The sequence below is a fragment of the Streptomyces sp. NPDC088400 genome, assembly GCF_044753355.1.
In the GTDB taxonomy this organism is placed as follows: Bacteria; Actinomycetota; Actinomycetes; order Streptomycetales; family Streptomycetaceae; genus Streptomyces.
This window is the reverse complement of sequence record NZ_JBIVMZ010000024.1, coordinates 15,076-33,321: the sequence shown is the minus strand read 5'-3', so window position 1 is coordinate 33,321 and position 18,246 is coordinate 15,076. Positions and strand designations below refer to the sequence as shown.

20 protein-coding genes are annotated in these 18,246 nt (G+C 69.8%); 14 read left to right on the top strand and 6 right to left on the bottom strand.

The window, feature by feature from the left end; all coding sequences use genetic code 11:
• Positions 1–41 precede the first annotated feature (41 nt).
• Positions 42–764 (top strand): VOC family protein, encoded by a 723-nt coding sequence (locus tag ACIQD6_RS35220; RefSeq protein WP_401890865.1) that lies wholly within the window; start codon positions 42–44, stop codon positions 762–764.
• Between the two features lie 40 nt (positions 765–804).
• Here the strand turns inward: ACIQD6_RS35220 and ACIQD6_RS35215 are convergent, their stop codons facing one another.
• Positions 805–1,986 carry a DUF475 domain-containing protein gene (locus ACIQD6_RS35215; protein WP_401890862.1) on the bottom strand — a complete coding sequence of 394 codons (1,182 nt, stop codon included), beginning with the start codon at positions 1,984–1,986 and terminating at the stop codon, positions 805–807.
• 715 nt (positions 1,987–2,701) lie between these two features.
• Between ACIQD6_RS35215 and ACIQD6_RS35210 the strand changes: the two genes are divergently transcribed.
• The 6 genes from ACIQD6_RS35210 to ACIQD6_RS35185 all read left to right on the top strand — a co-directional run bounded on the left by ACIQD6_RS35210 (position 2,702) and on the right by ACIQD6_RS35185 (position 7,395).
• On the top strand, positions 2,702–4,291 hold the full coding sequence (locus ACIQD6_RS35210; RefSeq protein ID WP_401890859.1) for an ATP-binding protein: 1,590 nt from the start codon (positions 2,702–2,704) through the stop codon (positions 4,289–4,291).
• Positions 4,292–4,293: 2 nt separating this feature from the next.
• Positions 4,294–4,704 (top strand): roadblock/LC7 domain-containing protein, encoded by a 411-nt coding sequence (locus ACIQD6_RS35205; RefSeq protein ID WP_401890856.1) that lies wholly within the window; start codon positions 4,294–4,296, stop codon positions 4,702–4,704.
• A complete protein-coding gene (locus ACIQD6_RS35200; protein ID WP_401890854.1) occupies positions 4,701–5,066 on the top strand; it encodes a DUF742 domain-containing protein in 366 nt (121 codons plus the stop codon). Before ACIQD6_RS35205 ends, ACIQD6_RS35200 begins: the two co-directional genes overlap by 4 nt.
• On the top strand, positions 5,044–5,652 hold the full coding sequence (locus ACIQD6_RS35195; RefSeq protein WP_401890853.1) for a GTP-binding protein: 609 nt from the start codon (positions 5,044–5,046) through the stop codon (positions 5,650–5,652). Before ACIQD6_RS35200 ends, ACIQD6_RS35195 begins: the two co-directional genes overlap by 23 nt.
• A complete protein-coding gene (locus ACIQD6_RS35190; RefSeq protein ID WP_401890851.1) occupies positions 5,649–6,923 on the top strand; it encodes a cytochrome P450 in 1,275 nt (424 codons plus the stop codon). The genes ACIQD6_RS35195 and ACIQD6_RS35190 overlap by 4 nt, the downstream gene beginning before the upstream one ends.
• A gap of 112 nt (positions 6,924–7,035) precedes the next feature.
• On the top strand, positions 7,036–7,395 hold the full coding sequence (locus ACIQD6_RS35185; protein WP_401890848.1) for an SH3 domain-containing protein: 360 nt from the start codon (positions 7,036–7,038) through the stop codon (positions 7,393–7,395).
• 142 nt (positions 7,396–7,537) lie between these two features.
• Here ACIQD6_RS35185 and ACIQD6_RS35180 read toward each other — a convergent pair whose 3' ends face one another.
• The gene (locus tag ACIQD6_RS35180) at positions 7,538–8,032 is read right to left on the bottom strand and encodes a DUF5954 family protein (RefSeq protein ID WP_401890846.1); all 495 of its coding nucleotides are present in this window, start codon (positions 8,030–8,032) and stop codon (positions 7,538–7,540) included.
• Between the two features lie 212 nt (positions 8,033–8,244).
• Here ACIQD6_RS35180 and ACIQD6_RS35175 point away from each other — a divergent pair, with 212 nt between their 5' ends.
• Positions 8,245–9,087 carry a class I SAM-dependent methyltransferase gene (locus ACIQD6_RS35175; RefSeq protein WP_401890844.1) on the top strand — a complete coding sequence of 281 codons (843 nt, stop codon included), beginning with the start codon at positions 8,245–8,247 and terminating at the stop codon, positions 9,085–9,087.
• A gap of 54 nt (positions 9,088–9,141) precedes the next feature.
• Here ACIQD6_RS35175 and ACIQD6_RS35170 read toward each other — a convergent pair whose 3' ends face one another.
• On the bottom strand, positions 9,142–10,401 hold the full coding sequence (locus ACIQD6_RS35170) for an FAD-binding protein (protein WP_401890841.1): 1,260 nt from the start codon (positions 10,399–10,401) through the stop codon (positions 9,142–9,144).
• 317 nt (positions 10,402–10,718) lie between these two features.
• Between ACIQD6_RS35170 and ACIQD6_RS35165 the strand changes: the two genes are divergently transcribed.
• Entirely contained in the window at positions 10,719–11,408 is a 690-nt protein-coding gene (locus tag ACIQD6_RS35165) for a YoaK family protein (protein WP_401890839.1), read from the top strand.
• 71 nt (positions 11,409–11,479) lie between these two features.
• On the opposite strand, the gene ACIQD6_RS35160 is transcribed toward ACIQD6_RS35165, so the two are convergent.
• Positions 11,480–12,049 carry an NUDIX hydrolase gene (locus tag ACIQD6_RS35160; RefSeq protein WP_401890837.1) on the bottom strand — a complete coding sequence of 190 codons (570 nt, stop codon included), beginning with the start codon at positions 12,047–12,049 and terminating at the stop codon, positions 11,480–11,482.
• Positions 12,050–12,244: 195 nt separating this feature from the next.
• On the opposite strand from ACIQD6_RS35160, the gene ACIQD6_RS35155 reads away from it, so the two are divergent.
• From ACIQD6_RS35155 to ACIQD6_RS35140, 4 genes are all read left to right on the top strand, one after another.
• A complete protein-coding gene (locus ACIQD6_RS35155; RefSeq protein WP_401890835.1) occupies positions 12,245–13,072 on the top strand; it encodes a sulfite exporter TauE/SafE family protein in 828 nt (275 codons plus the stop codon).
• 50 nt (positions 13,073–13,122) lie between these two features.
• Entirely contained in the window at positions 13,123–14,286 is a 1,164-nt protein-coding gene (locus tag ACIQD6_RS35150) for an ABC transporter permease (RefSeq protein ID WP_401890833.1), read from the top strand.
• Positions 14,287–14,488: 202 nt separating this feature from the next.
• Positions 14,489–15,016: a DUF4232 domain-containing protein gene (locus tag ACIQD6_RS35145; protein WP_401890830.1), complete on the top strand. Its 528-nt coding sequence runs from the start codon at positions 14,489–14,491 to the stop codon at positions 15,014–15,016.
• Between the two features lie 326 nt (positions 15,017–15,342).
• The gene (locus tag ACIQD6_RS35140; RefSeq protein WP_401890925.1) at positions 15,343–16,110 is read left to right on the top strand and encodes a VOC family protein; all 768 of its coding nucleotides are present in this window, start codon (positions 15,343–15,345) and stop codon (positions 16,108–16,110) included.
• A 60-nt stretch (positions 16,111–16,170) separates the two neighbouring features.
• On the opposite strand, the gene ACIQD6_RS35135 is transcribed toward ACIQD6_RS35140, so the two are convergent.
• Entirely contained in the window at positions 16,171–16,605 is a 435-nt protein-coding gene (locus ACIQD6_RS35135) for a UBP-type zinc finger domain-containing protein (RefSeq protein ID WP_401890922.1), read from the bottom strand.
• A 297-nt stretch (positions 16,606–16,902) separates the two neighbouring features.
• Between ACIQD6_RS35135 and ACIQD6_RS35130 the strand changes: the two genes are divergently transcribed.
• On the top strand, positions 16,903–17,814 hold the full coding sequence (locus ACIQD6_RS35130; RefSeq protein ID WP_401890828.1) for a hypothetical protein: 912 nt from the start codon (positions 16,903–16,905) through the stop codon (positions 17,812–17,814).
• Positions 17,815–17,845: 31 nt separating this feature from the next.
• Here the strand turns inward: ACIQD6_RS35130 and ACIQD6_RS35125 are convergent, their stop codons facing one another.
• Entirely contained in the window at positions 17,846–18,232 is a 387-nt protein-coding gene (locus tag ACIQD6_RS35125) for a MerR family transcriptional regulator (RefSeq protein WP_401890920.1), read from the bottom strand.
• Positions 18,233–18,246: the final 14 nt, after the last annotated feature.

Here is an 18,246-nt window from a genome sequence, read left to right as displayed (position 1 = left end):
CGCGTCATCCCGTGCCCGGGGCCCCGTGCTGGGTGAGTCTGATGGCCCGTGATCTCCAGGCCTCCCAGGAGTTCTACGGGTCGGTCCTCGGCTGGACCTTCCGGCCCACGTCCCTGGGCGACGAGTTCTCCGTCGCGCTCGCCGACGGGGCGCCCGTCGCGGGGATGGGGGCGCTCGCCTCCAGCCTCCAGGCCGCGGTCGCGTGGACTCCGTACTTCGTCGTGGACGACGCCGACGCGACCACGGCCCGGGTCCGGGAACGAGGCGCCACGGTGGCCGTGGGCCCCCTCGCCATGAACACCGGCCGCGCGGTCCTCGCCGCCGACCCGGACGGCGCCGTGTTCGGACTCTGGGAGGGACGGACCATCCCCGGCTGGTCCGTGGGGCAGGGCAGTGGGCCCGCCCGGCTGGAACTGCGGACCCGGGACGCGTTCTCCGCCGCCATCTTCTACGGCCAGGTCCTCGACTGGGGGTCGGACGAACAGGACAGCTGCGAGGTCCGGTACGAGAACGAACAGGTGCTGGTGCGCGACGGCACGCACATGGTCGCGGCGCTGCGCGGCGGAGCGGTCGAGAGCGCCCCCGACCCGCAGGTCCGGCCGCGCTGGCATGTGTCCTTCCGGGTGGCCGACGTGGACGCGGCGGTCGAGGCGGCCGGCGCCGCCGGAGGCATCGTCCTCGCCTCACCGGTCACCGCCCGCGGCGGGCGCGAGGCCACGGTCCGTGACCCCGACGGCGGTCTGTTCACCGTCACCACCGTCTGACACGGCCCCGGCAGCCGGACCGGGTCCCCGGGCGGACCGCTTACGGGGTGTCGCGCTGTGCCGGGTCGCGTCGTCCTTTGTCGCGTTGTGCGGCGTCGCGCGCGTGGCGGTGGTTGCGGCGGACCGAGGACCAGAAGGACCAGCCGATCAGAACGACTCCGACGAGGCCGGTGACGACCTCGCTGATCTCGTACCGGATGGTGACGAGCAGGATCACGGCGAGCGCGCCGATCGCGTAGTGCGCTCCGTGCTCCAGGTAGACGTAGTCGTCGAGGGTCCCCTGGCGGACCAGGTAGACGGTGAGCGACCGGACGTACATGGCGCCGATTCCCAGGCCGAGGGCCATCAGCACGATGTCGTTGGTGATGGCGAAGGCGCCGATGACACCGTCGAAGGAGAACGACGCGTCGATGACCTCCAGGTAGAGGAACGTGAAGAACGCGGCCCTGCCGGTCAGCGCGGCCACCGAGCCGCTCCCGCCGTCGCTCCTCCCGGCGGCCCGCGCGGCCGCCGCTCTCTCGGCGGCCGCCTCCTCGGCCTCGTCCTCGCGTTCCTCCTCTTCCTCGATCCGGTTCTCGAAGAAACTGGAGAGACCGCTCACCACCAGATAGGTGATGAGACCCGCGACGCCGGAGGTCAGTACCGTCTGGGCCTTGTCGGCGTGTTCACCGCCGTGCTGATGGGCGTGGGTGGCGACCGTCATCGACGCGACGAGCAGTACGACCAGCGCGACGCAGACCGCGAGCATGTCGACCTTGCCGAGCTTGGCCAGGGGCCGCTCCAGCCATGCCTGCCACTTGATGTCCCGGTCCTCGAAGATGAAGTTGAGGAAGATCATCAACAGGAAGACACCACCGAAGGCGGCGATCGACGGATGCGCGTCGGTCACCAGCTGCTGGTATCTGTCCTTGTCGTTCAGCGCCAGTTCGACCGCCTCTACGGGGCCGATCTTCGCGGTGATCGCGACGATCAGGACAGGAAAGACGAGCCGCATGCCGAAGACCGCGATCAGCACACCGATCGTGAGGAAGATGGTCTGCCAGAAGGCGCTCATCCTCTTCAGGATCCCGGCGTTGATCACCGCGTTGTCGAAGGACAGCGAAACCTCGAGGACCGCCAGGACGGCGACGATCCCCAATGCGGCCCAGCCGTCGTAGAGTCCCCCGGCCGCGAGGCCGGCGGCGGTGACGGCGAACGACCACCCGAACGTCTTCAGAACCACTGGCCACCCATTCCTTCCTGTACCACCGCGCACGCGGCGCCCCCGGGTCCCTCACGTCTCTTCCCGGGTACCCATGGGCGTCTTTCGCGACCCTCACCGAGGGGCCCGGCAGGCTCTCACCGTAGGTGATCACGCCTCTCGTCCGCCCCGCGAATCACCCTCCGCCCCGATCAGCCGCACGACGCGGTGCGCGGTCACGCGAAGACGCACGGGATCGTCGGCGGACGCTCACCGTGGCGGTGTCCTCACCCTTTCCGCTCCATGTGATTTCTGATGCGCACGCGCTTCATGTGATTCTTGCGTTTCGCCTCCTCCGCGCATTTTCCGGAAGCACCTCCGCCGCTTTTGCCTTTTCTTTGCCTTTTCGTCAACCATTTCCCTCCCTGTCACCCTGGGAACAAAAGCGCGACCTCCCGCGAATCACCCCGAGTACCAAGCCGAATAGGTGAGTCTCGCGACGTGATTTCCCGCTTCTCCGCATTATTGATGTGCCACCGGTGGTGGCCGGTCGGCGATACGCTCTGCCAACAACATCTGGTGAAGAGATAGTTGATCTCATGATCAAGTCACAAGGCCGTGGTGAACCCGACAGAGCCCACTGCCCGATGCCCTCGCACCCGGCAGTCATACTGCCCTCGCGCCGCCTTCGCTCCCCGTGACGACTTCCGGGTGATATCCGCCAGACCATGATTCTCAGCCAACTCGAAGGTTTTCCATGGCACGTTCCCCCGCGCCCTCTCCTCAGTCCCGCAGGTCGCAGTGGCTTTGGCCGACAGCACTGGTGGTCGCCCTCGCCGCGTTCTCCGGATCGGTGGTGCCCATCGCGCACTTCGATGCCGGCGCGGCCGTGGCGTACGGCGTGGTTTCCCTGCTCGTGCTGATCGCTCTGGCGAGCCTGCGCACACAGCACCTGCGCGCCGAGTCCGACGTGGCCCGCTACCGGGACGAGATCCGGGGGCGGGAGGCGGACGCCGCCCGGCGCGACGCCGGCTGGCGGTCCTATCTCGAGCAACGCGCCAGCCAGCAGACCGAAGTGGTCCGGGAAGAAGTCGAACATCTCGTCAAGGAGCGGCTTCCCGCCGCGCTCACCAGGACGGAGATTCCCGCACCGCTGCACAGCGGTGAGTGGCTGGGCGAGGCGGTGTCGGAGTGGTTCGACCGGCTGCTGACCGAGGTCTCCGAGGCGGTCGACAACCGCGAGGAGTCGCAGCGGCTGGCGCTGGTCGAGCTGGCGAGCCGGGTCCAGACCTCGGCGCACCGGATCCAGGCCGCGGTGACCGGGCTGGCCGACCGCCACCCCGGTGACGCCGATCTCCTCGAGACCACGATGCGGGTGGACCACGCGGCGACGCAGCAGGCCCGGCACGCGCAGAGTCTCAAGGTGCTGTGCGGCGAGTGGCCCGGACAGCAGTGGCAGAAGCCGCTGGCGATGGTGGATGTGGTCCGGGCCGCGTCCGGGCGGATCGTGGCCTTCAACCGTATCGAGGTCACCGGCGACCCCGACGTCGGTGTCACACCGTCGATCGTCGAACCGCTCATCCACCTCCTGGCGGAGTTGCTCGCCAACGCCACCGAGTACTCACCGCCGCGTACGGGTGTGCCGGTGACGGTGCGTACGGTGCAGCGCGGCGCGGTCGTCGAAGTGGACGACGGCGGACTGGGCATGGACGAGTACCGGCTGTCCGAAGCGCGCGAGATCGTCTCCGGCCGCCGGCTCCTGGGCGTCGGCGAAGTCGGCGAGATCCCGCAGACCGGCTTCGCCGTCGTCGGCCGCTTCGCCGACCGGCACGGCTTCGACGTCGACCTGGGACCGTCGCCGTACGGCGGTATCCGCGCCGTGGTCCTGGTCCCCGCGCACGCGCTGGAGACGCTCGCCCCGGCCGGTACCGCGCCGCCCGCCCGGTCCGCGCCCCCGACGCTCCGGTTACCCCATCCCGCGTCCCCGCCCGACACGGTCCGCACCCCGTACGGGCCGGCTCTCACCGGGCGCCTGGCGGTGACCGGCGCCGTACCGCCGGTCGCCGGCTCGGTGATCGTGGGCACCGCGGGACCCGAGGCGCCGTCCGATCCCGGACAGGCCGTCCCCCGGCTGCCCCAGCGCCGTTCGCGACGCGACGAATACGCTCCCGCGGTCGAGGCGGCCCCCACCGCCGTCACACCGCCGGGCACACCGGAGGAGGCCGGTGACTGGATGGAGCAGTTCCTTGAGGGCGGCCTGTCCGCCCCGCCGTCCGGCTCCGTTCTGTACGAGGGCCAGGACGGCCCTTCCTCCCTCACCGCCGATTCCCCGGAAGGACAGAGCTGAGCATGAGTTATGTGGAGAACCCGGAGCAGCGCGGCTGGATGATCGCTGAGGTCGCCGCGGTGCCGGGGGTACGAGAGGTGATCGTCTTCAGTGCCGACGGTCTGCTCCTGGCCAGTTCCGAGGGGATGGACCGGGACTCGGCCGACCGTCTGTCGGCGAACTGTTCGGGCCTGCAGTCCCTCGCGCGCAGCCTGGGACGGGAGTTCGGTGAGGAGGGCGGAGCCGTCCGTCAGCAGATGGTGGAGTTCAACGGCGGTTTTCTGTTCATGCGGAGCGCGAAGGGGGCCCACCTCGGGGTGGTGACGGGCCCTGTGGTGGACCCGAAGCTGGTCGCCCGGCAGATGCAGGCGCAGGTCATGAAGATCGGCGCCGGAAACCTGAGCAGTCCGCCCCGACGGGAATCCGCTCGGTGAGTGGGCCGGACGGTGAATACGCGGCCAGTGCGTTACGTCCTTATGTCATCACCAAGGGGCGCTCCCGACCCAGCAGTAACACCGTAGGTATCGAGGCCCTCCTCATCGCGGCGGATCCCGTGCCCGAGCTGCCGGTCTCCGCGACACGGGAGGAACGTGCCCTGGTGCGGATGTGCGAGCGGCTGCTGTCCCTCGCGGAGGCCGCCGCCCATCTCGAACTGCCGGTCAGCCTGGTGAAGGTGCTGGCATCCGATCTCGTCGACAGTGGTCATCTGTCGGCGCGTTCCAGCATTCCGCAGGCTGTTCTGCCCGAATCGCAACTGCTTCAGGAGGTACTGGATGGTCTCCGTCGGCTCCGCTGACCGCTATTTGCCCGACACTGTCCAGCAGGCCGTCAAGATCCTCGTGGTGGGCGCGTTCGGCGTCGGGAAGACCACACTGGTCGGCTCTGTCAGCGAGATCGAACCGCTGCGCACCGAGGAGGTGATGACCGAAGCCAGTGTCGGCGTGGACGATCTGGCCTGTACGGACACCAAGACGACCACCACCGTCGCCATGGACTTCGGCAGGATCACCCTCAACTCGCGCCTTGTCCTCTACCTGTTCGGCACCCCGGGCCAGCGGCGGTTCTGGGACCTGTGGGACGGGCTCGCGGAGGGCGCTCTCGGTGTGCTCGTGATCGTCGACACCCGCAGGCTGGAGGACAGCTTCGACGTCCTGGAACAACTGGAGCTGCGCGGACTGCCGTTCGCGGTCGCCGTCAACCAGTTCCCGGACAGCGAGATGTACGGACCCGAGGAACTGCGGCGCGCACTCGACCTGTTGCCGACGACACCCGTGGTGATGTGCGACGCACGGGAGCGCACCCCGTCGGTGAACTCGCTGATCAGCCTGGTCGAATACGTACTGAACGTCGGCGCCGTGCGGGCCAGGGAGACCGCCTCATGAACAGTCTCCCGCCGGACTACCCGCCGCCGGAATGTCCCGCGCACGGCTACGGTACGGACCTGCTCCCCCTGTCCGCGGCGACCGGCGCGACCGAGCCACGCGAGGTCTACCGCCAACTGCGCGAGGACTGGGGCAATGTGGCCAAGGTGGAGCTGGAGCCGGGCGTGCACGCCTGGCTCGTCATGGGCTACCGGGAACTGCTGACCATCACCCGCCAGGAGCAGGTCTACTCCCGCGACGCCCGTAACTGGCGGGACCTCAACGACGGTGTGGTCTCGCCGCGTTCGGGACTGCTCCCGATGATGGCCTGGCGGGCCAATGTGGTCGGGGCCGACGGCCCCGAGCACCGTCGGCTGCGTCAGCCACTGGACGACGGGGTCGCACGCATCGACCAGCGCAGGGCACGCCGCCAGGTCGAGTCGGTGTGTACGGAGCTGATCGCGGAGTTCTCCCAGCACGGCCGGGCGGACCTGGTGAGCGAGTACGCGACGATCGTGCCGTTGTTGTCCATCGCGTCGCTGTTCGGCCTCGACAGCACCGAGGGCCAGGAGCTTCGGCGCGCGCTCATCGCGCTGTTCGGCAGCGCCGGCGACTCGCAGGACGGCAACCGTCACTTCGAGGAGATCCTGATCGACACGCTGCGCGAGCGGCAGAACACCCCGACCGACGATCTCACCACGGCCTTCATCAACCACCCGAATCTCAACAGCGAGGCGGAACGCCTCCAGTCGATGGTGGTGATGATCTCCTCAGGTACCGAGGGCGTCAACGCCTGGATCTCCCACACCCTCCGGCTGATGCTCACCGACCCGCGGTTCGCCGCCCGGCTGCACGGTGGCCGGCTCGGTGTGGACGACGCACTCGACGAGGCGCTGTGGCGCGATCCCCCGATGAACAACATGCCGGCCCGGTACGCGCTGCGCGACACGGAGTTGGGCGGCCGGCTCATCCGGCGCGGCGACGTTCTGATCCTGGGGATCGCCGCCGCCAACGACGATCCGGCGATCCGTCCCGACGACGACAGTGCGGGAGACCCGGGCAACCGTGCGCATCTGGCCTTCTCGGCCGGCCCTCATGTGTGCCCGGCACAGGTGCCCGCGCGACTGATCACCCGTACCGCGGTGAACACCGCTCTGCATCTGCTGCCGGACATGATGCTCAGCATCCCGCCCGACAAGGTGGCCTGGCGTCTGTCGCCCTGGACCCGGGTCCCGGTCTCCCTGCCCGTGGAGTTCTCCGCGGCCCGCATCCCGATCCGGTCCTCCCGGTAGGCCCGATCCCGCCGAAAATCGCTTGTGATGACTCCTCGTCACGCTCGTAACATTCTCAGACGTACCCGGGCGGGCCCCCATGAACAGGACGCCCCCGAGCCTAGGAGACCGTGTGAACAAGCTCAGGATGTGGACGGCGGCCGCAGTGCCCTTCGTACTGGCAGCGAGCACTCTGATGGTGACGGCTCCGTCGGCCGGCGCGACGGCCCAGGCGTGTCAGAGTCCGGGCTGGTCGAACAAGTCGACCGGTGTCGGACACGCGAAGGGCGCCTCCGAGCCGGTCCACACCGGTCCGAACGCGGGCTGCACGATCATCGCGTACGTCGGTCAGAACATTCAGATGGATTACGACTGCTGGTTCAAGAACTCCGCCGGCAACAAGTGGACGCATGTCCAGAGCAGCGTCGACGGCTGGGTGTGGAACGGGAACCTGGACGACGGCGGCTCCGTGGCGGCCGGCAGCAAGTGCTGACCGGCTGAGGGGCCTTGGCCGGTGCGGCACGCCGACAGCGGTCATCGTGGGGGACACGGTGACCGCGCCGCCCGTCGCCCGGCGGGGAATCCCGACGGCCGGACGCCGTCGAACGGGCATGGCGCCAGTGGCGCGCTCGCGGTCAGTCGTGCAGAGGCTGTCCCGGCCCTCTGGGTCCCGGTCTCTCATCGAGCATCTCCGGGAACTCCCGGTCGTGCCGCTGTGGAGTCTGCGGACCGTGGTCGGTCATGATCACGGTCTCCTCGACGCGTACGAGCCGGTATACGTCGTCGCCGATGATCACCTGGTCCTCTCCCTCCGCCACCGCCTCGGCGGCACGCGCGAAGCGCGAGCTCAACTCGCCCCCGTCCAGGGCCCGTACACGCAGGACGTCACGGAGATCGGTCCGCGCCTCGTCCTCAGTGGGAAGGGCCGGAAACAGCTGCCGCCAGCCCCGGTCCTCGTGGAGCATGGCGGCATACGCGGTGTAGTGCGAGACCGCCGTACGCTCCCACACCGGGCCGTCCACCGGGAACTCGCGTCGCAGCGCCTCCTCCCGCTGTCCCAGCTCCAGCAGCCGCCGGGCCGCCGCGTCGTCGAATGCCTCGTCCGCTGCCTCTTCCGAGTTCGTGCTCACACGAGCAGACTGCCTCATCGCCACGGCCCCCGAGGCTTCAATACGAGGATTATCCCTGGTAAATCCGGCCATGTTTCGGCGCGCTCGCACTCAACCGTCTCCGCCGTCCCACCGCCGGAACGTGAACCGGTTCCGATCCGTACGGGGCCCGGGAGCGCGCTCCTGGCGGTCGAACGGTCGCATGAGAGAGCCGAGTACGGGAGTATCCCGCCATGGACCACGGAATGAAGCAGGCCGTCACACTCACCGGTGTCCCCGAGACACTGCTGTGGAATCTGTACCATCGCGCGTTCGCGGCGCGGCAGCCGGACCCGGTGCTCCAGGATCCCAAGGCGGTCGAACTCGTCGGCACCGTCGACTACCCGTTCGCCGAGACCTTCGGTCCGCCGAGCCCCTTCCTCGCCCAGGGCCAGGCACTGCGCGTGCGTACCTTCGACTCCGTGGTGCGGGACTTTCTCGCCGAACATCCGACCGGCACGGTCGTCGCCCTGGGCGAGGGGCTGGAAACCCAGTTCTGGCGTGTGGACAACGGCCGGATGAGGTGGATCGCCGTCGAACTCCCGGAGACGGCCGCCGTCCGGCGGCGGCTGCTGCCCGACGGCGACCGGCGCCGTACTCTCGCCTGCTCCGTACTGGATCGGGCATGGCTCGCCGAGGTCGACACGGCGGACGGGGTACTGGTCACCGTCCAGGGCCTTCTGATGTACCTGCGGCCGCCCGAGGTCCGGGAACTGATCGCCACCTGCGCCGAGCGCTTCGCCGGTGGGTCACTCGTCTTCGACGCGGTCCCGAGGTGGTTCAGCGCCGCAACCGTGAACGGCGCGATGAGGAACGCCCAGGGATACGCCACGCCCCCGATGCCGTGGGGCATGAACGCCGGTGAGCTGCACAAGGTGTACAGCGCCCATCCTCGGATCAGGGACGTACGTGAAGTACCGCTCCCCCGGGGCCAGGGCGTGTACTTCGGTGCCGTGGCCCCGGTCGGGCGTCTCATTCCGGGCGTACGGAATCTCCGCCCGACGATGACCGTACTGGCGCGCTTCGCGGAGCGCTGAGCTCCTGGATCAACCGGGCGCCGGTGCTGGGCGCCGGGCGTGGGGCACTCGCCGTCATCCACGGCCGCCCGGGAAGTACCGGTCCACGAGGTCGTTGCGGAAGGTGCCCCGGGGGTCGAGCTTCGCCGTCAGCGCCTCGAAGTCCGCGTAGCGCTCGTACAGGCCTCTCACCCGCTCCGGGCCCATCGTGAACAGCTTTCCCCAGTGCGGCCTGACGTCGAACGGTGCCAGCGCCTCCTCGATGGCGTCCAGCACCGGCGTCACAGCGGCGGTGTCCGGGATCCAGGTGAAGTGGAAGGCCACCGAATCGCGTCCGTACACCGGGCTCAGCCACAGACTGTCCGCCGCGACGGCGCGGATCTCCCCGATCTGGAGGACCGGCGCGATGCGCTCGCCGATCCGGGCCAGCGCGTCGAAGGCCGCGAGGCCGTCCTCACGCGCGACGAAGTATTCGCTCTGCAGCTCCTCGCCGCTGCTGGGTGTGAACTCGGGCCGGAAATGCGGCAGTCGTTCGTGCCAGGGCCCGGGGACGCCGGACTGCTCGGTGCAGGTCGCCGGGTCCATGCCGGGGACCGGGTGGCGGGGGCCGTCCGCGAGCGCGGCGCCGAGCCAGTTGTCCGGTGCGGGCCCCGGATCACCGTCGCCGACACGCTGCTTCAGCCACACCTGGTCAATCCGCGCGGTTCGCCAGCTGGTGAAGAGACTGACGCTGTAGGCGGCGGAGAGTACGTCGTCGAACCGCTCGCGCAGTTGCCCGTGCGAGAGCCCTTCGTACGCCCACTGCCGGATCTCGTACCCCGGCACGAGGTCGAGCGTCATACGGGTGACGATGCCGGCCGCACCCAGGGCGACCACGGCCCCGGCGAAGTCCTCGTCGCCCCGGTCGAGCCGGAGCAACTCGCCGTCGGCCGTGACGAGTTCCAGCGCACGGACCGCCGAGGCCAGCGTGCCGTTGCCGACGCCCCCGCCGTGGGTTCCGGTGGAACAGGCTCCGGCGACCGAGATGTGCGGGAGCGAGCCGAGGTTGTGCAGCGCCAGACCCGCTTCATGTACGGCACCGGTGAACTGGGCGAACCGCAGGCCCCCGCCGACCGTGACCGTGGCCGCCGCCTCGTCCACCTCCACGATCCGGGGCAGTGCGGCCACGGAGACCAGATCACCGCGCGTGTCCGCGATGGTGTTGAACGAATGGCCACTGCCCAGCGCGCGCACCGAACGGCTCCCGGCGACGATCTCCCGTAGCCGCTCGACGGACGAAGGGGCGTGCACGCGTGCCGCGTTGAAGGTGATGTTGCCGGCCCAGTTCCGCGTCATCGGAGCGACCCCAGTGGCGGAGGCGGCGGGATCGGCCGGAGCCGACGGATCCGCGGAAGCAGCGGGAGCGTCTGGTGCGACGGGAACATCGGGGGATCCGGGCGTGTGGGGCACGGAGTTCTCCTTCGCTGCGTTCGGACGTGGCGGCCATACCCGCCCACGTTCTTCATACCCCATGTACCGACGGCGGCGACCTGTGTGGTGACAACGAGCGGGCCGCCGCGCCGGAGCCAAGGGCTGTCCCGCAATCCCCGGCGGGACAGCCCTTAGGGTGTGGGCTGCTTCGAGCCCCGAACGGAAAGTAAGAAGGTGTCTCCGTGCCCGAGGAACTGCCCGTGGACCGGCGATGGGCCGTGGGGGCGCTCCTGATCATGACGTTCGCGACCGGCCTGGTGGACGCGGTGAGCTTTCTGCGGCTGGGTCATGTCTTCGTCGCCAATATGACCGGCAACGTCGTCTTTCTCGGGTTCTCCGTCGCGCACGGATACGGGCTGCCGGTGGTGGCGCCGATCGTGGCGATGGTGACGTTCGTGCTGGGCGCGTTCCTCGGCGGCCAGCTCAGCAGGCTCCTCGGCGCGAGGCCACGGCTCTGGCTCGGCGGCTCCTTCGCCGGCCAGGCCGGCGGGCTCACACTGACGGCGCTGCTGATCGGCACCGGCGTCCTGCGCCCCGAGGGGCGGCTGTTGCTGGTGATCATCGCCCTGCTGGGCGCCTGTTGCGGTCTCCAGAACGCGACGGTGCGTCTGCTGGCTCCCCGGGATCTCACGACGACCGTGCTCACCCAGACCCTCACCGCCCTCACCGCGCAGAGCGTGCTCGGGGCCGGGACCGGCACCGCTCCGCACCGCAAGGTGGGATCGCTGCTGGCCATGTTCGCCGGAGCGGCCACCGGAGCACTGCTGCTCCAGGTGACACTGGCGGGAGTGGTCGGCCTGGCGGCCGTGCTGGTGGCGGGCGCCGCATGCCTCTTCGCGCTGGCGCCGGTGGCGGACACCTCCCCGGTGTGAGCGGGTCGCGGCCGGTACCGTACACCTGCCCGTACCCACATACCCACCCGAGCGTCCGCCCTCCGCCCTCGTCAGCCCTGCTCCGCCCCCGCCAACAGCCGCTCCACGCGCCGCAGTCCCTCGCGAACATTGGGCTCGGAGGTGTGCTCCCGGGCCTCGGACGGGGTCATCCAGCGCAGCGGCGCGTCGGGCTTCTCCGGGCGGGCCGCGTCCGGTTCCGCCGTGGACAGGACGAAGCGCAGGTCGGCGTGTTCATGGGCGGGCTCGTCGCCGCCCGCGGCGACCGGCACGATCACCACCTGCACGGCGGACCCGTCGGGATACGGAACGAGGTCGCCGAGACCGGTCTCCTCGCGGGCCTCGCGCATCGCGATGTCGAGCGGGTCGCTCTCTCCCGGGTCGCCGTGCCCCCCGACCTGCAGCCATGAGTTCTGCCGCGCGTGCCAGCGCATCAGCACCCGTCCGCTCCCGGGATGCACGATCAGCGCGGACGCCGTCGTGTGCAGGGGGATGGACCGCGACCACGGATCGGCGGCGCTCTCCGCGAGTTCGCGTACGCGGAGGATGTCGACGGCCTCCGCCGGATCCCGCGGCCGGTACCGGGACAGCACGTCGATGATCGGTCGTCCGACAGCCCGCATTTCGTTCTCCAAACCCGTCGACTCGCAGCGTCCGGCCCGTACGACGCGTCGTAGAGCACCGCGGAGTCTACGGATGCGGCTGTGTTCGCCCGTATCCATTTTCCGCGTAGCGGCTTACGGCTCAGGGTCCGCTCGCCGGCTGGAAGCACCGCGCCCGAACCTCCGCCGACAGCTGCGCTTAGCATCGGTTGTCGTATGGACATCACATGGTGGGGATTCGCCGCGCTCGCCGCGGCGGCAGCGCTCGTCGGCTTCTCGAAGACCGCGGTGAGCGGCGCGAATACGGTCAGCCTGGCCGTGTTCGCGGCCGTTCTGCCGGCCCGTGAGTCGACGGGCGTCCTGCTGCCCATTCTGATCTTCGGTGATGTGATCGCCGTGCTCACCTACCGGCGGCACGCCCACTGGCCGACCCTGTGGCGGCTGTTCCCGGCGGTCGCCGCGGGCGTCGTCCTGGGCACGGTGTTCCTGTTCTGGGCCGATGACTCCGCCGTCCGCACCTCGATCGGGGCGATCCTGCTGCTGATGGCCGGTGTCACGATGTGGCGCCGTCGCGGTGTGAAGGAAGCGAAAGGCACGAAGGACACGAAGGAAACGGAAGAGGCCGGGAAGAGCAGCGGGCGTGACATATCCGGGCCCCCGGAGAACGGCGGTGCGGGGGCCTCGCCCGGCGGGCGGCTCAAGGCCCGTTCGTACGGTGTGCTCGGCGGGTTCACCACCATGGTCGCCAACGCGGGCGGACCCGTCATGTCGCTCTATCTGCTCTCCGCGGGCTTCAGGAAACTCGGCTTCCTCGGCACATCCGCGTGGTTCTTCCTGATCGTCAACACATCCAAGGTGCCGTTCAGTGTGGGGCTCGGCCTGATCGACGCCCGGTCTCTGCTGCTGGACGCCGCTCTCGTGCTCTTCGTCATCCCGGGCGCGCTCATCGGCAAGGCCTGTGTGGACCGGATCGACCAACGGCTCTTCGAGCGGCTGGTGATCGCGGCGACCATCCTCGGCGGTCTTCAACTGCTGCTGCGCTGAGCCTGCCCGCCGCGGCGGGATTCCCGATATGCGTGGTTTACGGTGCCTCCATGGACCCGGATCGTGAAGACCGTCCGCATTCGGGCGGCGCGCACGGCAGGCGACCGACCATGGCCGGTCGATGGGCCGCCTTCACCGCCTCGCCCTTCCTCCCCGCGACGGTTCTGCTGTTCATCCTCGCGGCGGCGGCCGGACTCTTCGCGGGTTCGTACACGTACAACATGGCGAATCCGACGCCGCGCCGTATTCCCGCGGCCGTGGTCGGCCCCACCGGCACACCGAGTGCCACCGCCTTTGTGAACGGCATGGAGAAGCAGCTCAACGCCTCGCTCGAACTCCGCCACTACGCGACGGACACGGCAGCGCGCCACGGGGTGGAGCAGCAGGAAGTCTTCGCGATCCTGACGTTCCGCGAGGGCCGTGCGGGGTTCGACGTGGCCGGCGCCGCCGGGGCCTCCGTTGCGCAGCTGCTGACGGATACGGCTGCCGCGGTGGCCAAGGCCGCGCACATCCCGTTGACGATCCGCGACATCAAGCCCCTACCGGAGGGGGATCCGCGGGGGCTGGCGCTCTTCTACATCTCGCTCGCGGCCGTGGTCATCGGTTTCCTCGGCGCCATTCAGCTGAGCATCCACGCGCGCGGCCTCGATCCGGCGGAGCGGATCGCGTTCATCCTCGCCTACGCGCTGCTCGGAGGATTCGCCATCGCCGCGGTGGTGGACTGGTGGCTCGGCGCGCTCGATCTCCCGTTCGTGGAGTCATGGCTGATCCTGGCGTTCACCATGTTCACCTCCGGCATGGTCTTCACCATGTTCAACACCCTGATGGGGCGGTGGGCGATGCTTCCGACCTGGGGGTTGCTGGTGCTGCTGGGCAACCCGTCCTCCGGGGGTGCCGTCTCCTGGCCCCTGTTGCCGTCGGTGCTGGGCCACATCGGACGCTGGCTGCCGCCGGGAGCCTCGGTCAACGCCCAGCACACCGCCGTGTACTTCGGCAGCGCACAGCATGTGTTCCCCTTCCTGGTCCTGACGGGCTGGGCCCTCGGGTCCACCGCCGTCTTCTGGTTCTGGCGTGATCGTCATCCCGGTGGCCGGGAGCACACACCGGCGCACGCCGCCACCTCGGCGACCGGTGCCGAGCAGGACACCGGACAGGACGCGGGACGGAACGACGGACGGGACGACCAGCGGAACGAGGACGCCGGAGGGGCGTGACGTCGCTGCCCCGGATCCCCTGATCGAATACCGCCGGTCCGTACAACCACCAGGCTCGTCCGCGTGTCATCTCAGGCAGGCGGCACAGCACGACCACAGCCGGAAGCACCCGCGTCCGGCGCTGCGCCGCGCTCGACGGTCCGCCGACCCGCCGGTCCTTCGATCGACCGGTCCACCGAAACACCGAAACGGGGAACCATCCATGCGTACGCGTCCCGCTCTCGCCGCCGCCGCGGCGGCCTCTCTCGCCGTGCTCCTGACCGCGACCGGTGCCTCGGCCGCCGTCTCCGCGCCAGCCGCCCCAGCGGCCGCCACCTGCGGCGAGGCTTCGGTCACCGTGACCGCGACGCGGTCCGAAGCGGCCGATGTGGTCCGTATCAGCGTCACCAACAAGAGCGGCCGGGCCTGCGTCGTCGACCGTATTCCCACCGTCACCTTCGGGGACCTGGACGGCGCGGCCCAGCCCGTACCGCCGGCGGAGAGCTCGCCCTACCGGCTCGCCGCCGGAGGGTCCGCGTACGCCGCGGTGCGTACCGTCGACCCGGCGGCCGAGGATCCCCGTACCGTCGCGTACCTGACGGTCGCGGGCGACCCGTCGCACCACGGCACGCGGTTCGACGCGTCCTCTCTGGGATCGCCCGAGGGCATCAGGGTCTGGGAGCCGGTCACCACGCTGTGGCAGCCCACCCGAGCGAAGGCGGACGCGGCCCTCGCCGCCGCCCGGCACTGACCCTCCCGGGCCACGGTCCACAGCAGGCTGCCCACGGGAACACCACGGCGGCCGTACGTCCTTGAGAGGGCGTACGGCCGCCGTGACCGTTGCCTTCACTCCACCGGCTACGGACAGAATCGGTACAACTGCGCACAGGAACGAAACAGTCCGCGGCCTGGCAGAGTAGAGAAGACGATCAGCGGCAAGACGTAGTGGCAGCCAGGTGTTCTGTCCGGCGGAGATCGGCCGGACAGGACCTGGGTCGCACAGAGCCTGGGTCGCACAGGGCCCAGGACAATCGAGAGTCGGACGTGGGCGGAGTGAGCGGTGTGCAGCAGGAAAAGATGGACTCGCGGACGGTGGCGGGGGCTCCCTGCTGGGTGACCCTTCTGTCGCGTGAGATGTCCGCCTCTCAGGCTTTCTACGGTGACGTCCTGGGCTGGACCTACCGGTCGGCGGGGCTAGGGGACGACTTCTGTGTCGCCCTGTCCGACGGTCTGCCGGTCGCGGGCATCGGGGCGCTGGCCTCCTCGCTCCAGGTCGCCGTTTCCTGGACGCCGTACTTCGCCGTGTCCGACGTGGACGAGGCGGCGGCCCGGATCAGGGAACGGGGCGCCACCGTCGCGGTGGGGCCGCTCGCCTTCCACTCGGGCCGGGCCGCACTGGCGACGGACCCCGACGGCGCGGCCTTCGGTATCTGGGAGGGAGTGGTCCGGTCCGACTGGACGGTGGGACGCGGCAGCGCACCCGCCTGGCTGGAGCTGCGTACGCGCAACACCGCCGACGCCGCCCGGTTCTACAGCCAGGTCCTCGGGTGGGCACCCGAGACCGAGGGCGGTTTCACACTCGTACACGAAGAGGATCACGCGGTGCTGCGGCAGGACGACCAGGTGGTCGCCAAGATCCGTGGCGGTGGCGTGCGGGCCACCCCCGACCCGCAGATCCGGCCCCGGTGGCATGTGTATTACCGCGTGCCCGAGGTATCCACGTCCGTCTCGGCGGCTTTGAACGGCGGCGGCGCGCTGGTTTCCCCGCCGAATGCCTCACCCACCTTGCGGGAGGCGACGCTGCGCGACCCGGACGGGGCGCTGTTCACCGTGACATCGGGCTGAACGAACCGAACACACCGAGCGAGGTGAGCGGGCTGATCTGGCTGATCTGGCTGATCGGACTCAACGAGCCGAAGGGTCCTTGAGTCGCGTCCTCGCCGCCGGAGCACCAGGCCGGGCGGGGGGGGGCGGGCGCCCCCCCCCCGCCCCCCCCCCCCCCCGGGGCCCCCCCCCCCCCCCACCCCCCCCCCCCCCCGGGGCCCCCCCCCCCCCCCCCGGCCGCACCGGCGGGACTCCCTCGACCTCGAAGACCACCTCGTCCTCGTAGCACCACCACCAGCCCTCACCGGGCTCGTACGACCGGATGAGCGGGTGACCGGACGCGTCATGATGCGCGGTCGCATGCTTGTTCTTGGACGAGTCGCAGCAGCCGATATGCCCGCAGCCCTGGCATTCCCGCAGGTGAACCCAGCTGTCGCCGAGAGCGACGCATTCAGGACAGCTGTCCTTGCTGTCCGGGGTCACCGGCTCGACATCCGCCAGATGACTGCAGATCATCCCGCCGAAGCCCTCATCGTTCGTCGCCATAACGCCGCCGCCCGTCCGACCGCACAGGTCATTTCGAGTCAGTCGCCCTCTCACCGTACGACCGGTCCCCCACACCCGCCACCGCCACCGTCCTCGTCCCGGGCGGGACGGCGGCCGGGCCGCTGTCCGGGCATCTTGACAGTCCTCACACATCGGAGAACTCTGGACATTCGGCACTCCACCGGTGCCGACGGGGGATCGGGGGGCAACAGGGTGAGACATTCGTGTGCGCGCGTATCGGGAAAGGCCACCGCGTTGAGCGCGGTCGTGGCACTCGCATTACCGCTGGCCGCGTGCGACTCGGGCGGTTCAGGGGGTGACAGCGGCGGCCAGGGATCTCCGGCCTCCGCGAGCACGACCGCACCCACGCCGAGCCCGACGCCGACCGTCGACCCCGCCGCGTACCGGCGTGCGCTCGACACCACCCTCGGCCCGCTCGACAAGGCCCTGCGCGTCGTCGACCGCGCGCGCGAGGGCGGTGCGCTGAACAAGGCCCTCGGTACGGCGGCCACCGCCGCCGTCACCGCCGCCACCCAGCTGGACACGGCCGAGACTCCGGACGACGCCCTCACCGGCAATGCCGATCTCGCCGCCTCGTTGCGCGGCCTGGGCCGGAGTCTCACCGACGCGCAGGCGGACGAAGGCCGGTGCGCCACCTCGCCACGCGTCGAACTGGGCGCGGCCGACGGCCTCCAGCCCGTACGGGACGCCGGAAGCACACTCGACGGCCTCGGCTATCCCGTACATCTGAAGCTGCCCCGGACCGAGCAGCCGAAGAAGCGCCGGCTCGGCAACGGGTCCTTCGTGAAGGACGGTTGGCGAGGCGGGCTGGGCCGGCTGACCATCGACAACGGCACCGATTCCGACGCGGTGGTGTCCCTGACGCGAGGCAAGCGGACCACCTTCACCGTGTACATCCGCAAGGGCTCCAGCACGACGGTGCGGCGCGTCGGCGACGGTACGTACACGGTGTACTTCACCGCGGGCGAGGACTGGAGTTCCGCCAAGAAGTCCTTCACCCGCGATTGCAGCTTCGAGAAGTTCGACGACAAGGCGAACTTCAAAACCGTCCAGGTCACCGGCGGTACGCAGTACACCGTGCTGACCTTCTCGCTGCAGAAGACGATCGGCGGCAACGCCACGACCACCGAGGTGCCGGCGGACGAGTTCCCGTCCTGACCGGCCCTCTTTCCGCCCTGTACGCCGGCGGTCAGCCGTCGCGCGGCGCGGTCCGCTCGCGCAGCGTGGCGGCGAAATCCTCGGCCCGCGCCAGCTGGGTCCGCAGGTCGGCCATCCGTTCGGCGGTGATCTGCTCGAACTGCCCTACGCGCGCCAGCAGTTCGTCCCGCTCGTCCGGGGTGAGCGGCTCGTCGGAGTCGAGCCGGTCGGTGGCGGCGAGCAGCGCACGCATCTCGTCCAACGAGAACCCCAGGGGTTTCATACGGCGGATCACCATCAGCCGGGCCACATCGGAGTCGGTGTAGAGACGGAAGCCGCCCTGGGAGCGCGCGGAGGGGGTGACGAGTCCGGTCTCCTCGTAGTGCCGGATGGTCCGCAGGGACAGTTCGGTACGCGCGGCCACCTCGCCGATACGCATGATGTGTTCGAAGT

Coding starts and splice junctions, on each gene's coding strand:
- ACIQD6_RS35220 (WP_401890865.1), top strand. CDS start 42: ATGGCCCGTGATCTCCAGGCCTCCCAGGAGTTCTACGGGTCGGTCCTC.
- ACIQD6_RS35140 (WP_401890925.1), top strand. CDS start 15,343: ATGGACTCGCGGACGGTGGCGGGGGCTCCCTGCTGGGTGACCCTTCTG.
- ACIQD6_RS35135 (WP_401890922.1), bottom strand. CDS start 16,605: ATGATCTGCAGTCATCTGGCGGATGTCGAGCCGGTGACCCCGGACAGC.
- ACIQD6_RS35170 (WP_401890841.1), bottom strand. CDS start 10,401: ATGACGCGGAACTGGGCCGGCAACATCACCTTCAACGCGGCACGCGTG.
- ACIQD6_RS35205 (WP_401890856.1), top strand. CDS start 4,294: ATGAGTTATGTGGAGAACCCGGAGCAGCGCGGCTGGATGATCGCTGAG.
- ACIQD6_RS35145 (WP_401890830.1), top strand. CDS start 14,489: ATGCGTACGCGTCCCGCTCTCGCCGCCGCCGCGGCGGCCTCTCTCGCC.
- ACIQD6_RS35150 (WP_401890833.1), top strand. CDS start 13,123: ATGGACCCGGATCGTGAAGACCGTCCGCATTCGGGCGGCGCGCACGGC.
- ACIQD6_RS35125 (WP_401890920.1), bottom strand. CDS start 18,232: ATGCGTATCGGCGAGGTGGCCGCGCGTACCGAACTGTCCCTGCGGACC.
- ACIQD6_RS35175 (WP_401890844.1), top strand. CDS start 8,245: ATGGACCACGGAATGAAGCAGGCCGTCACACTCACCGGTGTCCCCGAG.
- ACIQD6_RS35190 (WP_401890851.1), top strand. CDS start 5,649: ATGAACAGTCTCCCGCCGGACTACCCGCCGCCGGAATGTCCCGCGCAC.
- ACIQD6_RS35210 (WP_401890859.1), top strand. CDS start 2,702: ATGGCACGTTCCCCCGCGCCCTCTCCTCAGTCCCGCAGGTCGCAGTGG.
- ACIQD6_RS35155 (WP_401890835.1), top strand. CDS start 12,245: ATGGACATCACATGGTGGGGATTCGCCGCGCTCGCCGCGGCGGCAGCG.
- ACIQD6_RS35160 (WP_401890837.1), bottom strand. CDS start 12,049: ATGCGGGCTGTCGGACGACCGATCATCGACGTGCTGTCCCGGTACCGG.
- ACIQD6_RS35195 (WP_401890853.1), top strand. CDS start 5,044: ATGGTCTCCGTCGGCTCCGCTGACCGCTATTTGCCCGACACTGTCCAG.